The organism is Pseudomonas sp. AU12215, assembly GCF_001675465.2.
In the GTDB taxonomy this organism is placed as follows: Bacteria; Pseudomonadota; Gammaproteobacteria; order Pseudomonadales; family Pseudomonadaceae; genus Pseudomonas; species Pseudomonas nitroreducens.
Map to the genome: position 1 here is coordinate 43,823 of NZ_MACM02000016.1, position 15,028 is coordinate 58,850.

The 15,028-nt window shown below is 66.4% G+C and carries 12 protein-coding genes and 1 pseudogene; 6 read left to right on the forward strand and 7 right to left on the reverse strand.

Annotated elements, in window-relative coordinates:
* The first annotated feature begins 124 nt into the window (after positions 1-124).
* The 6 genes from A9513_RS04985 to A9513_RS05010 all read left to right on the forward strand — a co-directional run bounded on the left by A9513_RS04985 (position 125) and on the right by A9513_RS05010 (position 8,849).
* Entirely contained in the window at positions 125-1,027 is a 903-nt protein-coding gene (locus tag A9513_RS04985) for a hydroxymethylglutaryl-CoA lyase (protein ID WP_037018116.1), read from the forward strand.
* A gap of 328 nt (positions 1,028-1,355) precedes the next feature.
* Entirely contained in the window at positions 1,356-2,780 is a 1,425-nt protein-coding gene (locus tag A9513_RS04990; protein WP_065084128.1) for a sigma-54-dependent Fis family transcriptional regulator, read from the forward strand.
* A 309-nt stretch (positions 2,781-3,089) separates the two neighbouring features.
* Positions 3,090-4,355, forward strand: coding sequence for an OprD family porin (locus tag A9513_RS04995; RefSeq protein ID WP_065084129.1), 1,266 nt, complete (start codon positions 3,090-3,092; stop codon positions 4,353-4,355).
* Positions 4,356-4,433: 78 nt separating this feature from the next.
* On the forward strand, positions 4,434-5,825 hold the full coding sequence (locus A9513_RS05000; RefSeq protein ID WP_065084130.1) for a GntP family permease: 1,392 nt from the start codon (positions 4,434-4,436) through the stop codon (positions 5,823-5,825).
* 202 nt (positions 5,826-6,027) lie between these two features.
* Positions 6,028-6,798 (forward strand): 3-hydroxybutyrate dehydrogenase, encoded by a 771-nt coding sequence (locus tag A9513_RS05005; RefSeq protein ID WP_065084131.1) that lies wholly within the window; start codon positions 6,028-6,030, stop codon positions 6,796-6,798.
* 95 nt (positions 6,799-6,893) lie between these two features.
* On the forward strand, positions 6,894-8,849 hold the full coding sequence (locus tag A9513_RS05010; protein WP_065084132.1) for an acetoacetate--CoA ligase: 1,956 nt from the start codon (positions 6,894-6,896) through the stop codon (positions 8,847-8,849).
* A gap of 150 nt (positions 8,850-8,999) precedes the next feature.
* On the opposite strand, the gene pcaC is transcribed toward A9513_RS05010, so the two are convergent.
* From pcaC to A9513_RS36405, 7 genes and pseudogenes are all read right to left on the reverse strand, one after another.
* Positions 9,000-9,398 (reverse strand): 4-carboxymuconolactone decarboxylase, encoded by a 399-nt coding sequence (gene pcaC, locus A9513_RS05015; protein ID WP_024765605.1) that lies wholly within the window; start codon positions 9,396-9,398, stop codon positions 9,000-9,002.
* 37 nt (positions 9,399-9,435) lie between these two features.
* Complete coding sequence (gene pcaD, locus A9513_RS05020) at positions 9,436-10,224, reverse strand: 3-oxoadipate enol-lactonase (protein WP_037016936.1); 789 nt, start codon at positions 10,222-10,224, stop codon at positions 9,436-9,438.
* A gap of 9 nt (positions 10,225-10,233) precedes the next feature.
* Entirely contained in the window at positions 10,234-11,604 is a 1,371-nt protein-coding gene (locus tag A9513_RS05025; RefSeq protein WP_083196000.1) for a 3-carboxy-cis,cis-muconate cycloisomerase, read from the reverse strand.
* Between the two features lie 213 nt (positions 11,605-11,817).
* Complete coding sequence (gene pcaF, locus A9513_RS05030) at positions 11,818-13,023, reverse strand: 3-oxoadipyl-CoA thiolase (protein ID WP_065084133.1); 1,206 nt, start codon at positions 13,021-13,023, stop codon at positions 11,818-11,820.
* On the reverse strand, positions 13,020-13,802 hold the full coding sequence (locus A9513_RS05035; protein ID WP_024767506.1) for a CoA-transferase subunit beta: 783 nt from the start codon (positions 13,800-13,802) through the stop codon (positions 13,020-13,022). The genes pcaF and A9513_RS05035 overlap by 4 nt, the downstream gene beginning before the upstream one ends.
* A complete protein-coding gene (locus tag A9513_RS05040; protein WP_065084134.1) occupies positions 13,802-14,650 on the reverse strand; it encodes a CoA transferase subunit A in 849 nt (282 codons plus the stop codon). The genes A9513_RS05035 and A9513_RS05040 overlap by 1 nt, the downstream gene beginning before the upstream one ends.
* Positions 14,651-14,921: 271 nt before the next feature.
* Positions 14,922-15,028 (reverse strand): annotated as a pseudogene (locus A9513_RS36405) (catechol 1,2-dioxygenase); the annotation flags it as partial.

Here is a 15,028-nt window from a genome sequence, read left to right on the forward strand (position 1 = left end):
GTAGGGCGCATAACGCGCCAGCGTTATCCGCCACCAGGCAACGGCGCATAAAGCGTTCCGCTTTATGCGCCCTACTTGGCCGAAAGCTCCTGCGCCCTTCGCCCAAACCCAACGAGGACATTTCATGACACTGCCAACATCCGTCCGCCTGGTCGAAGTCGGCCCGCGCGACGGCCTGCAGAACGAGAAGCAACCCATCGCCGTCGCCGACAAGGTGCGCCTGGTCGATGACCTCACCGCCGCCGGCCTGGGCTACATCGAAGTCGGCAGTTTCGTGTCGCCCAAGTGGGTGCCGCAGATGGCCGGCTCGGCCGAAGTCTTCGCCGGCATCCGGCAGAAGGCCGGCGTCACCTACGCAGCCCTGGCGCCGAACCTGAAGGGCTTCGAAGCCGCGCTGGAGTCCCAGGTGAAGGAAGTCGCGGTATTCGCCGCCGCCTCCGAGGCCTTCTCGCAGAAGAACATCAACTGCTCGATCAAGGAGAGCCTGGAGCGCTTCGTGCCGGTGATGGAAGCGGCACGCCAGCACGGCGTGCGCGTGCGCGGCTATGTCTCGTGCGTGCTCGGCTGCCCCTATCAGGGTGAAGTGGACGCAGAGCAGGTCGCCGCCGTCGCCGCGGAACTGCACGCCATGGGCTGCTACGAAGTCTCCCTGGGCGACACCATCGGCGTCGGCACCGCCGGCGCCACCCGGCACATGTTCGACGTCGTCGGCCAACGCGTGCCGCGCGCGCAACTGGCCGGGCACTTCCACGACACCTATGGCCAGGCGACGGCGAACATCTACGCCAGCCTCCTGGAAGGCATTGCGGTGTTCGACAGCTCGGTCGCCGGCCTGGGCGGCTGCCCCTACGCCAAGGGCGCCACCGGCAACGTCGCCACCGAGGACGTGCTCTACCTGCTGGGCGGCCTGGGCATCCACACCGGCGTCGACCTGGACCAGCTGATCGATGCTGGCCAACGCATCTGCGCGGTGCTGGACAAGCCCAACGGCTCGCGGGTGGCCAAGGCGCAACTGTCCAAGCGCTGACGTCGACCGATCCTACAAGAGCCCCTCACCCTAACCCTCTCCCAAAGGGAGAGGGAACCGTTCGGCGCCGGCTGACACCAATGTGTCAGCCGGCACGGACTGCCCCCTCTCCTCGGGGAGAGGGCTGGGGTGAGGGGGAGCCGGCGACGCCGATTCACGGGGCTGCTCGCCGGCACACTCCCAGAACGTAGGGCGCCTGAAGCAGCGCGCTTCATCCAGCGCCGAGCCATCGGTGGATAACGCCTGTGGCGTTATTCGCCCTACCGGCTGACCTGATCTTCGCATCCCGGTACAGTGCGCCCTCTGCCTCCCCGCGCACGGCCTGACCATGACCGACACCCACAGCCTCAAGGACTACCCCAGCGTCCGCCAACTGGCGATCCGCTCGCTGTTCGAGATCTTCGAGCAGTTCAGCGAGGGCACGGTGATCGTCGACCGCGAGGCGCGGATCGTCTGGATCAACCAGCGCTATGCGCAGCGCTTCGGCCTGGACAGTGCCGAGCAGGCCGTCGGCCGCCCGGTAGAACAGGTGATCCCCGGCAGCCTGATGCGCGAAGTGGTCAGCAGCGGCCGGCCGATGCTGCTGGACATCCTCGACATGGCCAAGGACCCGCTGGTGGTCATGCGCGTGCCGATCCGCGACGATGCGGGCGAGGTCATCGGTGGCATCGGCTTCGCCCTGTTCGACGAACTGCGTGCGCTGTCGCCCCTGCTCACCCGCTACCAGCGCATGCAGGCCGAGCTGGCCTCGACCCGTTCGCTGCTGCAGGCGCGCCAGGCGAAGTACAGCTTCGGCCACTTCATCGGCACCAGCCCGGCCAGCCTGGAAGTGAAGCGCCGCGCCCGCCGGGGTGCCGCCAGCGAGGCACCGATCCTGTTGCTGGGCGAGACCGGCACCGGCAAGGAACTGCTGGCCCACGCCATCCACGCGACCTCGCCACGCGCCGACAAACCCTTCGTCAGCCTCAACGCCGCCGCCATTCCCGAGTCCCTGCTGGAAGCCGAGTTCTTCGGTACCGCGCCGGGCGCCTTCACCGGCGCCGACCGCAAGGGCCGCGCCGGCAAGCTGCAGATCGCCCAAGGCGGCACGCTGTTCCTCGACGAGATTGGTGACATGCCGCTGACCTTGCAGAGCAAACTGCTACGGGTGCTACAGGAGAAGGAGTTCGAACCGGTCGGCTCGAACGAAGTCCTGCGCAGCGACATCCGCCTGATCGCCGCCACCTCCATCGACCTCGCTGCGGCCGTGCGCGAGGGACGTTTCCGCGCCGACCTGTTCTACCGCATCAACGTCCTGCCCATCGAGATTCCGCCGCTGCGCGAGCGCCTGGAGGATTTGCCGGCGCTGTGTGAAGCCATCCTCGACGGCCTGCGCGACGACCGCCAGACACTTTATGAACTGAACACCGATGGCCTCGCCCTACTCGCCCGGCACTCCTGGCCGGGCAACGTGCGCGAGCTGCGCAACCTGCTGGAGCGCACCGTGCTGCTGGGTGATCGCCCGCAGATCGACGCCGCCGCGCTGCGTTCGGCACTGGGCGAGTTGCAGCCACTGCCCGCCGCCTCGACGACACCGGGAACCCGTCTGGCCGAGGGGCAGGACTTCTACGCAGCACGGGATGCCTTTGAGCGCGAACTGATTGCCAACACCCTGGCCGAGCATGCCGGCAACGTCGATGCGGCCGCACAACGCCTGGGCCTGGGGCGCTCGACGCTGTACAAGAAAATGGCAGCGCTGGGCCTTCAGTCCTGAAAAAGAGACAAGTCTCAAAAAAGAGACAAACACTCCAAGCTCTTGAATGATGGCCCCCAGGCGATTCAATCCGTCGCCTTGTCTCCAGTTAGAGACAAACCGCTTCTCCCAATTCACGAAAATCTCAAAATAAGACTTATAAATCAAATAGTTACAATCCTGGCACGGTCCTGGCTATGTCGCCTCTCGCGGCCTTCGCGCCGCACAGCCGACATAACAACAATCAACGCTGCCCGAACGCGAACAGACCCCAGCGGACACCACGGCTAGTCCCGCTTCGCATACGGCGCCGCGCCAGGAGATCACCCGATGAGCCGCTCCACGCTCAATCATGCCGCCGTCATCACCGCCCTCGGTTCCACCCTCGCCCTTTCGCCCCAGGCCTTCGCCGAATTCCTTGCCGACAGCAAGGCCAGCGTCGAACTGCGCAACTTCTACTTCAACCGCGACTTCCGCCAGGACAACGCCGCGCAGTCCAAGCAGGACGAGTGGGCGCAGGGCTTCCTGCTGCGCTACGAATCCGGCTTCACCGAAGGCACCATCGGCGTGGGCGTCGATGCTATCGGTCTACTGGGCCTAAAGCTGGACTCCAGCCCCGACCGCGCCGGGTCCGGCCTGCTGCCACGCGACAAGGACAAGGTCAACGGCGCGCCGGACGACTACAGCGAACTGGGCCTGACCGCCAAGCTGCGCGCCTCGAAGAGCACGCTGAAGATCGGCACCCTGCTGCCCAAGCTGCCCACCGTGCTGGCCAACGATTCGCGCCTGCTGCCACAGACCTTCGAAGGTGCGCACCTGAATTCCGCCGAGTTCGCCGGCCTGACCTTCGACGGCGGCCGCCTGCGCCAGGTGAGCCAGCGCGACTCGTCCAACCGCGAGGACATGACAGTCACCAGTGGCAGCGCGCGCGGCATCGTCGCCACCGACACCAGCGACCAGTTCGACTTCGCCGGCCTCAGCTACAAGTGGACGCCGCAACTCACCACCGGCTACAGCTACGCCAAGCTCGACGGGCTCTACGACCAGCACATCGTCAACCTGGTGCACGTACTGCCCATCGCCGCCGGCCAGTCACTGAAGACCGACCTGCGCTACGCCCGCTCCGACGACGACGGCCACAGCAACGTCGACAACCGCGCCTTCGGCGCCATGCTCACCTACACCCTCGGCGGCCACGGCTTCGGCGCCGGCTACCAGAAGATGAGTGGCGACACCGGCTTCGCCTACATCGGCGGCACCGACGCCTTCCTGGTCAACTTCGTGCAGATCGGCGACTTCGCCAACCGCGACGAGAAATCCTGGCAGGCGCGCTACGACTATGACTTTGCCGCCCTTGGCGTGCCCGGTCTGACCTTCATGACGCGCTACCTGTCCGGCGACAACATCGAACTGGGCGCCGGCAAGCCCGAAGGCAAGGAGTGGGAGCGCGACACCGACATCAGCTACGTGGTGCAGAACGGGCCGCTGAAGAACTTCGGCGTGAAGTGGCGCAATGCGACAGTTCGCTCCAGCCACTTCGGCAACGACCTCGACGAAAACCGCCTGATCCTCAGCTACGTGCTGCCGCTGTGGTGATCATCTGAGCGTCAGGCAATCCCACTACAACAAGAACGACGCGCGGCCCGGAGCCGCGCGACAACTGGAGATACTTCGATGAGCGTGGTCATCGCCCTCGCGGCCCTCGCCCTGCTGATGCTCGCCGCCTACCGCGGCTACAGCGTGATCCTCTTCGCCCCCATCGCCGCGCTGCTGGCAGTGCTGCTCACCGACCCTTCCGCCGTGGCACCGGCCTTCACCGGGGTGTTCATGGAGAAGATGGTCGGCTTCGTCAAACTCTACTTCCCGGTGTTCCTGCTCGGTGCGGTGTTCGGCAAGCTGATCGAGCTGTCGGGCTTCTCGCGCTCCATCGTCGCCGCGGCCATCCGCCTGCTCGGCACCCGCCAGGCGATGCTGGTGATCGTGCTGGTCTGCGCCCTGCTCACCTACGGCGGCGTGTCACTGTTCGTGGTGGTGTTCGCGGTCTATCCGTTCGCCGCCGAGATGTTCCGCCAGAGCAATATCCCCAAGCGACTGATCCCGGCGACCATCGCCCTGGGCGCCTTCAGCTTCACCATGGACGCCCTGCCCGGCACCCCGCAGATCCAGAACATCATCCCCACTGCCTTCTTCAACACCACCGGCTGGGCCGCGCCCTGGCTGGGGGTGATCGGCAGCCTGTTCGTGTTCACCGTGGGCATGCTGTTCCTCCGCCGCCAGGCCGGCAAGGCGCGCGCGGCCGGTGAAGGCTACGGCAACGAACTGCGCAACGAGCCGGAAACCGCGGACGACATCCGATTGCCCAACCCGCTGCTGGCGCTCTCGCCGCTGGTGCTGGTGGGCGTCGCCAACCTGCTGTTCACCCACTGGATTCCCCAGGTCTACGGCAAGACCCACAGCCTGCAACTGGCCGGCATGGCCGCGCCGGTGGCCAGCGATGTGGCCAAGCTGACCGGCATCTGGGCGGTGCAGGCGGCGCTACTGCTGGGCATCCTGCTGGTGCTGGTGACCAGCTTCGCGGTGATTCGCAGCAAGATCGCCGAGGGCAGCAAGACCGCTGTTTCCGGCGCGCTGCTGGCGGCCATGAACACGGCTTCGGAATACGGCTTCGGCGCGGTGATCGCCTCGCTGCCGGGCTTCCTGGTACTGGCCGAGGCACTGAAGAAGATTCCCGATCCGCTGGTCAATGAGGCCATCACCGTCACCACCCTGGCCGGCATCACCGGCTCCGCGTCCGGCGGTATGAGCATCGCGCTGGCGGCCATGTCCGAACAGTTCATCGCTGCCGCCCACGCCGCCAACATCCCGCTGGAAGTACTGCACCGGGTGGCGGCCATGGCCTCCGGCGGCATGGACACCCTGCCGCACAACGGCGCGGTGATCACCCTGCTCGCGGTCACCGGCCTGACCCACCGCGAAGCCTACAAGGACATCTTCGCCATCACCCTGATCAAGACCCTCGCGGTGTTCGTGGTGATAAGCACCTTCTACGCCACCGGCATCGTCTGAGAATCCGCTTGTGGCTAGCTGCGCGTCGGCATAACTGCGTCAAAAGCAGGCGATGACTGCTCATTGACTACACGTCAACTCCGCGTCCTCGCCTGCTTTTTCCTTGTTCTGCTCTAGCTCGCAAGGCCACAAACGAATTCTGGGTATTCCAATGTTTTGATAGTCGCAGCGATGCGGCTAACCCGTTCCAGAGGAGATTTGCATGACACTCAAGGGCAAGACCGCACTGGTCACCGGCTCCACCAGCGGCATCGGCCTGGGCATCGCTGCGCGCCTGGCCCAGGCGGGCGCCAATGTGGTGGTCAACGGCTTCGGCGACATCGACGCGGCCGTGCGCGAGCTGTCGGTGCACGGCACGCGCATCGGGCACCACGGTGCGGACATGGCACAACCCGAGCAGATCGCCGAGATGATCACCTACGTCGAACGCGAGTTCGGCGGCCCCGACATCCTGGTCAACAACGCCGGCATCCAGCACGTTGCGGCGCTGGAGGACTTCCCCGTGGAGCGCTGGAACGCGATCCTCGCCATCAACCTCTCCTCGGTGTTCCACACCACCCGCCTGGCGCTACCGGGCATGCGCCAGCGCGGCTGGGGGCGCATCCTCAACATCGCCTCGACCCACGGCCTGGTCGCCTCTGCCGGCAAGAGCGCCTACGTGGCGGCCAAGCACGGGGTGATCGGGCTGACCAAGACCACCGCCCTGGAAACCGCCACCACGGCCATCACCTGCAACGCCATCTGTCCCGGTTGGGTGCTGACGCCGCTGGTACAACAGCAGATCGACGCGCGTATCGCCGCCGGCGCCAGCCCCGAACAGGCGCGCCACGACCTACTGGCGGAGAAGCAGCCGTCGCTGGACTTCGTCACCGCCGACCAGCTCGGCGAGCTGGCGCTATTCTTGTGTTCTGAAGCTGCCGCCCAGGTCCGCGGCGCCGCCTGGAACATGGATGGCGGCTGGGTCGCCCAGTGACTTGAGGGTTCTTGCGGCGCTTCGTGACATGCTGCGCAGGCACCGTTCGTCGGCGGTGCCTTCCGCCCCACACGAATCAGTTGGAGTCGTAGTCGATGAACCAGGCGCTCTGGAGCCCCTCCCCCGAACGCATCGCCGCCACCCACATGGACGCCTTCCGGCGCAAGGTAGCGCAGCAGCACGGCCTTGACCTGCCCGATTACGCCGCCCTGCACGCCTGGAGCATCGCCGAGCGCGAGGCCTTCTGGCTGGCCATCGTCGACAGCTTCGACGTGCAATTCCACGAGGCGCCCACGGCGGTCCTCGAGGAAGGCCCGGAAATGCCCGATGCGCGCTGGTTCCCCGGCGCCACCCTGAACTTCGCCGAACACCTGCTGCGCCGCCGCGACCACAAGCCGGCGTTGATCGCCGTCAGCGAGGATGAACAGCGCGAAGTGCTCAGCCACGCCGAACTGGCCGCCCAGGTCGCCGGCCTGCAGCGCGCCCTGCGCGAAGCCGGCGTGGGCGTCGGCGACCGCGTCGCGGCCTTCATGCCCAACACCTGGCAGACCGTGGTCGGCATGCTCGCCACCACCAGCCTGGGCGCCACCTGGTCGAGCTGTTCACCGGACTTCGGCACCCAGGGCGTGATCGACCGTTTCGGCCAGATCGAACCCAAGGTGCTGATCGCCTGCGCCGGCTACCGCTACGCCGGCAAGGTGCTGGACCTGACCGCCAAGCTCAACGAAATCCTCGCCCAGTTGCCGAGCCTCGAACAGTTGCTGATCGTCCCCTACGCCAACGGCCATGCGCGCCGCACGGACTTCCAGACGCCGGCGCGGGTCAGCCTCTGGCAGGACTTCTTCCACAGCGGCGGCGAGCCCGTATTCACCCCGGTTCCCTTCGATCACCCGCTGTACATCCTCTACTCCTCCGGCACCACCGGCGTACCCAAGTGCATCGTCCACGGCACCGGCGGCGTACTGCTGCAACACCTGAAAGAACACGGCCTGCACGTCGACCTGGGGCAGGACGACACGCTGTTCTACTACACCACCTGCGGCTGGATGATGTGGAATTGGCTGGTCTCCGGCCTGGCCGTCGGCGCCACGCTGGTGCTCTACGACGGCTCGCCCTTCCACCCCGGCCCCGAGCGCCTGATGGACCTGATCGATGCGGAACACATCAGTGTCTTCGGCACCAGCGCCAAGTACATCGCGGCGCTGGAGAAAGCCAGTGTGCGCCCGCGCCTGACCCACTCGCTGGAGCGTCTGAAGACGCTCCTCTCCACGGGTTCACCGCTGGCCCACGAGAGCTTCGACTACGTCTACCGCGAGGTGAAACCCGACCTTTGCCTGTCGTCGATTTCCGGCGGCACCGACATCGTTTCCTGCTTCGCCATCGGCAATCCGACTGCGCCGGTCTGGCGCGGGGAAATCCAGTGCAAGGCGCTGGGCATGGCAGTTGAGGTCTGGGACGAGACGGGTAAAGCGGTGCACGGTGAAAAGGGCGAGCTGGTCTGCGTGAAGCACTTCCCATCGATCCCGGTGGGTTTCTGGAACGACGATAACGACGAGAAATTCCACGAGGCCTACTTCGCCACCTTCCCCGGCGTGTGGGCCCACGGCGACTACGCCGAAGAAACCGAGCACGGCGGCCTGGTGATCCATGGTCGTTCGGATGCCGTGCTCAACCCCGGCGGCGTGCGCATCGGCACCGCGGAAGTATACCGCCAGGTGGAAAAGGTCGAGCAGGTGCTGGAATCCATCGCTATCGGTCAGGACTGGCAGGGCGACGTGCGCGTGGTGCTGTTCGTGCGCCTGCGCGACGGCGTGGAACTGGACGAGACACTGCAGGAGCGCATCCGCCAGACCATCCGCAGCAACACCACCCCGCGCCACGTGCCGGCGAAGATTCTCGCGGTCACCGACATCCCGCGCACCATCAGCGGCAAGATCGTCGAACTGGCGGTGCGTAACGTGGTGCACGGCCGGCCGGTGAAGAACACCGATGCGCTGGCCAATCCGCAGGCGCTGGAGTTGTTCAGGGATCGCAAGGAGCTGGAGAGCTGAGTCTCTCCAGAGTCGTGGGAGCGGCTCTTGATCTCATGGGAGCGGAGTTTCTCCGCGAGACTCTCCCGCTCGGAATATCGCAGGGTCGTAGGGCGGACGAGCATCAGCCAATCAGGCACCGCCCGGATGCGTGGTCCGGGCGGCGCTGAATCAGGCGTCGTCCAGCGACTCGGTACCCAGCTCGTCCCACACCGCCTCGGCGAGGTGGAAGGTGGCGTTGGCGGCGGGGATGCCGCAGTAGATAGCGCTCTGCAGCAGCACTTCCTTGATCTCTTCGCGGGTCACTCCATTATTGCGCGCGGCGCGCAGGTGCAGTGTGAGTTCGCCCTCGCGGTTCATGCCGATCAGCATGGCGATGGTGATCAGGCTGCGGGTGTGGCGCGGCAGGCCGGGGCGGGTCCAGATGTCACCCCAGGCGTGGCGGGTGATCATTTCCTGGAACTCTTCGTTGAAGGCGTTGCGCTTGGCCAGGCTGCGGTCGACGTGGGCATCGCCGAGTACCGCGCGACGCACCTGCATGCCGGCTTCGTAGCGTTCTTTTTCGTCCATCTCAAACTCCAAATCGGAACCTTGTAGGAGCGAGCAATTACGCGCGCAGGAAGGAAAGCACGCGCTGGCTGAAGGCATCCCCCGCCTGCACGTTGGACAGGTGCGCGGCGCGGAACTCCACCAGCTCGGCGCCGGGAATGCGCGCCTGCAGGAAGCGGCCGTCCTCGGTAGTGGTCACCGGGTCAGCTGAGCCGCAGACCACCAGGGTCGGCGCGGTGATCGCACCGATCTCGCCACGGAAATCGGCATCACGCACGGCTGCGCAGTTGGCCGCATAACCTTCCGGCGACGTCTGCGCCAGCATGCCGACGATGGGCTCCACCTTGCCCGGCTCAGCCTCGGCAAAGTCAGCGGTGAACCAGCGCGAGATCGACGCGTCACGCAAGTTGCGCATGGCCTCGGCACCACCGCTGAGTACGGTCTCGATGCGCGAGTTCCAGACTTCCGGGGTGCCGATCTTCGCGGCGGTATTGCACAGCACCAGCCGCGAGAGGCGCTCCGGCGCATGGATGCCCAGCCACTGACCGATCAGGCCGCCCATGGACAGACCACAGAAATGCGCGCGCGGAATGTCCAGCGCGTCCAGCAGCGCCAGCACGTCGCGGCCGTTCTGCTCGACGCTGTAGGGGCCGGGGGTGACCAGCGAAGCGCCGTGGCCACGGGTGTCATAGCGCAGCACGCGGAAGTGTTCGGCGAAGGCCGCGACCTGTGCGTCCCACATGTGCAGGTCGGTGCCCAGGGAGTTGGACAGCACCAGCACCGGCGCACCGGCCGGGCCGTCCAGTTGGTAGTTCAGGTCGCCATCGGCGAGACGTACGGCAGGCATGCAAGGCTCCTATCGGGATTCTTTGCGCAAGGAAAGTTCTTGGTGTTCGGCCAGCGCGCGTTCGACCCAGCGGCGCGCCTGACCCAGGTAATGGGCAGGATCGAGCAGTCGATCCAGTTCCTCGGTATTCAGTTGTGCAGCGACTTCGGCATTGGCGCCGAGCACCACGCGCAGGTGCGCGCCCTCCTTCACCGCCTGCTTGCAGCACTTTTCCACCAGGTGGTGCGCGGCATCGCGGCCGATACGCTGGGCCAGGGCGATGCTCACTGCTTCGGCGAGCACCAGGCCGCGGGTCAGGTCGAGGTTGGCGAGCATGCGCTCGGCGTCGACTTCCAGGCCCGGCACGAGGGACAGCGCCTGTTGCAGGGCACCCGAGACGAGACAACACAGCTCCGGCAGGCTTTCCCACTCGGCGTGCCACAGGCCAAGGCTGCGCTCGTGTTCCTGGGGCATGGCGGCGAATAGCGTCGAGACCAGCCCCGGCGCACGGGTGGCCGCACCGATCAGCACGGCAGCGCCCACCGGATTGCGCTTGTGCGGCATGGTGGAGGAACCACCCTTGCCCGGCGCGGATGGCTCGAAGACTTCGCCGGCTTCGGTCTGCATCAGCAGGCTGAGGTCGCGGCCCAGTTTGCCGAGGCTGCCGGCGATCAGGCCGAGCAGGCTGGCAAACTCCACCAGACGGTCGCGCTGGGTGTGCCAGGGTTGCTCGGGCAGTTGCAGGTCCAGCTCTTCAGCCAACGTCTCAGCCACGGCAAAGCCCTTCTCACCCAATGCGGCGAGGCTGCCGGAAGCGCCGCCGAACTGCAGACAGAGCAGGCGCGGCTTGAGTTCATCCAGGCGTTGGCGGTGGCGGGTGATCGCGCCCAGCCAACCGGCGATCTTCATGCCAAGGGTGACCGGCGTGGCATGTTGCAGCCAGGTGCGGCCGACCATGGGCGTACCGGCGTGGGCTTGTGCTTGAGCGACGAGCGCGTCGGCCAGTCGAGCGAGATCACTCTCCAGAAGCTCGATGGCAGCACGCAGTTGCAGGACCAGCCCGGAGTCCATGACGTCCTGGCTGGTGGCGCCCAGATGCACGTAGCGCTCGGCCTCGGCGTCCTCAGCGGCGATGCGCTTGCCCAGCACCTTCACCAGCGGGATCGCGGAATTGCCGGCACTGCAGATGGCCTGGGCCAGTGCCTCGAAATCGTAGAGCTCGGCGCGACAGGCAGCGGTGATGGGTGCCACCGCGTTCGCCGGGATCACGCCAACGCGGGCCTCGGCACGAGCCAGGGCGGCCTCGAAGTCGAGCATGCCCTGCACCCGGCCGTGGTCGCTGAAGATCGCGCGCATGGCGGGCTGGGTGAAGTAGGCGTCGAACAGAAGGTTGGTGCTCACGAGGCAGCTCCGGAGATCGGCGGGCGTTGTCGGGACAGTATGGCGCGTTGGGCGGCCCTCACCACAGCCCTCTCCCAGAGGGAGAGGGAGCCGTTCGCAGTGAGAAGATATTCCGCCATGCATCCTGACACTTCAGGATGCGCACGCAATCACCGCCATGACGGACAATCCCCTCTCCCTCCGGGAGAGGGTTAGGGTGAGGGGCTCTTGGGATCACACCCGCTCGACCACCAGCGCCACACCCTGCCCTACGCCCACGCACATGGTGCACAGACCGAGCTTGCCGCCCGTCTTCTGCAACTGATGCACAGCAGTGAGCACCAGCCGTGCACCGCTGGCGCCCAGCGGATGCCCAAGGGCGATGGCGCCGCCGTTGGGGTTCACCCGCGCATCGTCATCGGCGACGCCAAGTTCACGGGTCACCGCCAGGCCCTGCGCGGCGAAGGCTTCGTTCAGCTCGATGACGTCGAACTGATCCATCGACAGATTCAGGCGCTCCAGCAGCTTGCGCACCGCCGGCACCGGGCCGATGCCCATCACCCGCGGGGCGACGCCGGCGCTGGCCATGCCGAGCACTTTCGCACGCGGTGTCAGGCCGTGTTTCTTCACCGCTTCAGCACTGGCGAGAATCAGCGCCACAGCGCCGTCGTTGACGCCCGAGGCGTTGCCGGCGGTGACGGTCTTGCCCTCGCCGTTGACCGGCTTGAGCTTGGCCAGCGCTTCCAGGGTGGTATCCGGGCGCGGGTGTTCGTCGGTATCGACGACGGTTTCGCCCTTGCGACCCTTGATCACTACCGGGACGATTTCCTCAGCGAAGTAACCGGAAGCCTGGGCGACGCCGGCGCGCTGCTGGCTGCGCAGGGAGAAGGCGTCCTGGTCGGCGCGGTTGACGTTGTAATCGTCGGCCACGTTGTCGGCGGTCTGCGGCATCGCGTCCACGCCGTACTGCGCCTTCATCAGCGGGTTGATGAAGCGCCAGCCGATGGTGGTGTCCTCGATCTTCTGCCCACGGCCGAAGGCGCTGTCAGCCTTGCCCATCACGTAGGGGGCGCGGGACATGGACTCCACGCCACCGGCGATGACCAGTTCGGCCTCGCCGCTGGCGATGGCGCGGAAGGCGGTGCCCACCGCGTCCAGGCCCGAGGCGCAGAGACGGTTGAGGGTCACGCCCGGCACGCTCTCCGGCAGGCCCGCCAGCAGCAGCGCCATGCGCGCGACGTTGCGGTTGTCCTCGCCGGCCTGGTTGGCGCAGCCGAGGTAGACCTCGTCCAGCGCGGCCCAGTCGACCTGCGGATTGCGCTCCACCAGCGCCTTCACCGGCACGGCGGCGAGGTCGTCGGCGCGCACACCGGCCAGCGCGCCGCCGAAGCGGCCGATGGGCGTGCGCACTGCGTCACAGATGAAGACCTCGCGGCTCATTCCTCACCTCCCTGCTGACCGTGGGCGGCAGCGGTGCGGGCCTCCAGGGCGCGCAGGGCTTCCAATTCGACCTCGGTCGGCGCGACGGTTTCGCTCACCTGCTCGGCGAAGCGAATCGCCCAGCCAGTTGCTTCCACGACCTGCTCGCGGGTCACGCCCGGGTGCAGCGAGGTGACGATGAATTCGTTGCTGCCGGCTTCCGGTTCCATGATGCACAGGTCGGTGATGATCGCCACCGGGCCTTTTCCGGGAAGGCCCAATTGCTGGCGGTGGTCGCCGCCCTCGCCGAAGCCGACAGAGGTGATGAAGGCCAGCTTGTCGACGAAGGTGCGGTGGGACTGCTTCAGGATGATCAGCACTTCCTTGGCGGAACCGGCGATCTCCGGCGCGCCGCCGGCGCCGGGCAGGCGCACTTTCGGCTTGTTGTAGTCGCCGATGACGGTGGTGTTGATATTGCCGAAGCGATCGACCTGGGCCGCGCCGAGGAAGCCGACGTCGATGCGCCCGCCCTGCAGCCAGTAACGGAAGATTTCGCCGGTGGGCACCACGGTGTCGGCGGTTTCGGCCAGCTCGCCGTCACCGATGGAAAGCGGCAGCACGCTGGGCTTGGCGCCGATGGGGCCGGATTCATAGATCAGGACCACGTCCGGCGAGGCAGTCAGACGCGCGAGGTTGGCAGCCTTGGACGGCAGGCCGATGCCGACGAAGCAGACGGCGCCGTTCTTCAGGCGGCGGGCGGCGGCCACGGTCATCATTTCATTGGTGCTGTAGGCGCTCATTACTTGGCCTCCGCGAGCTTGGTACGAAACTCGCTGAAATCTTTCGTGCCACGGATGTAGGTATCGATCCAGGCGTTGAAGGTGTCACGGTCGCGGGCGATCGGGTCCCAGGCCTGGTAGAAGCGGTTGTCGCGCTCGGAGTAACCGTGGGCGTAGGACGGGTGCGAGCCGCCGGGCACCAGGCAGACGGCGGACAGCGCCCAGGTCGGCAGCACGCAGGAGTTCATCGGCGCTTTCAGGTCGTCGACGATTTCTTCCACGGTGACGATGCAGCGCTTGGCGGCCAGGGCGGCTTCCTTCTGCACACCGAGGATGCCCCACAGCAGCACGTTGCCCTTGCGGTCGGCCTTCTGCGCATGGATCACGGTGACGTCCGGGCGTACCGAAGGCACGGCAGCCAGTTGCTCGCCGGTGAACGGGCAGTTGATGAACTTGATGTTCGGGTTGACCTTCGGCAGGTCGGAGCCGGCATAAGCGCGCAGCACCGCGAACGGCAGACCCGAGGCACCGGCGACGTAGGAGTTGGCCAGGTCGGCGTGGCTGTGCTCGTCGATCTCCAGCTCGCGCGGCCAGCCCTTCTCCACCGCGTCACGCAGGCGATGCAGTGAACCGACGCCAGGGTTGCCGCCCCAGGAGAAGGTCAGCTTGCGTACGCAGCCGGCACCGATCAGCAGGTCGTAGACCAGATCCGGCGTCATGCGGACCAGGTGCAGATCTTTCTTGCCCTGGCGAATCAGCTCGTGGGAGGCGGCGGTCGGGATCAGGTGGGTGAAGCCTTCGAGGGCGACGGTATCGCCGTCGTTGACGAAGCGCTCGACCGCTTCGCGGAGAGTCAGGAGTTCAGCCATGGTCGGTCTCGTTGTAGGGGTGGTGCAGGTGGGAAAAAGGTACCGCCGGGGGGATGGGCAAACAATGCGATAATCGACTATTGGTGCGAATATCGAACACTTCTCTTAGGGGACTAACGGCTGCGCTGCGAGTGAGGATTGCCATTTGAGCGAGTGCGCGGGAGGCGCAGCCCCCTGCAGGAGGGAGCTTGCTCGCGAACCCGCCCGGCGCCGGAGCAGCCGGAGAATCCGTTCGCGAGCAAGGACTGGGCGTACCCTCGGTCCTACCCGGTCAGGCCTCCTGCAGCGCGCGAGGACGATTGCTGCGGTCTTCGGCTCCGGCAGCGACGGCCCGCTGCAGCTGGAAATCGAACTCGATCTCGGCGAAGCGCCCTTCCA

Coding starts and splice junctions, on each gene's coding strand:
- A9513_RS04985 (WP_037018116.1), top strand. CDS start 125: ATGACACTGCCAACATCCGTCCGCCTGGTCGAAGTCGGCCCGCGCGAC.
- A9513_RS04990 (WP_065084128.1), top strand. CDS start 1,356: ATGACCGACACCCACAGCCTCAAGGACTACCCCAGCGTCCGCCAACTG.
- A9513_RS04995 (WP_065084129.1), top strand. CDS start 3,090: ATGAGCCGCTCCACGCTCAATCATGCCGCCGTCATCACCGCCCTCGGT.
- A9513_RS05000 (WP_065084130.1), top strand. CDS start 4,434: ATGAGCGTGGTCATCGCCCTCGCGGCCCTCGCCCTGCTGATGCTCGCC.
- A9513_RS05005 (WP_065084131.1), top strand. CDS start 6,028: ATGACACTCAAGGGCAAGACCGCACTGGTCACCGGCTCCACCAGCGGC.
- A9513_RS05010 (WP_065084132.1), top strand. CDS start 6,894: ATGAACCAGGCGCTCTGGAGCCCCTCCCCCGAACGCATCGCCGCCACC.
- pcaC (WP_024765605.1), bottom strand. CDS start 9,398: ATGGACGAAAAAGAACGCTACGAAGCCGGCATGCAGGTGCGTCGCGCG.
- pcaD (WP_037016936.1), bottom strand. CDS start 10,224: ATGCCTGCCGTACGTCTCGCCGATGGCGACCTGAACTACCAACTGGAC.
- pcaF (WP_065084133.1), bottom strand. CDS start 13,023: ATGAGCCGCGAGGTCTTCATCTGTGACGCAGTGCGCACGCCCATCGGC.
- A9513_RS05035 (WP_024767506.1), bottom strand. CDS start 13,802: ATGAGCGCCTACAGCACCAATGAAATGATGACCGTGGCCGCCGCCCGC.
- A9513_RS05040 (WP_065084134.1), bottom strand. CDS start 14,650: ATGGCTGAACTCCTGACTCTCCGCGAAGCGGTCGAGCGCTTCGTCAAC.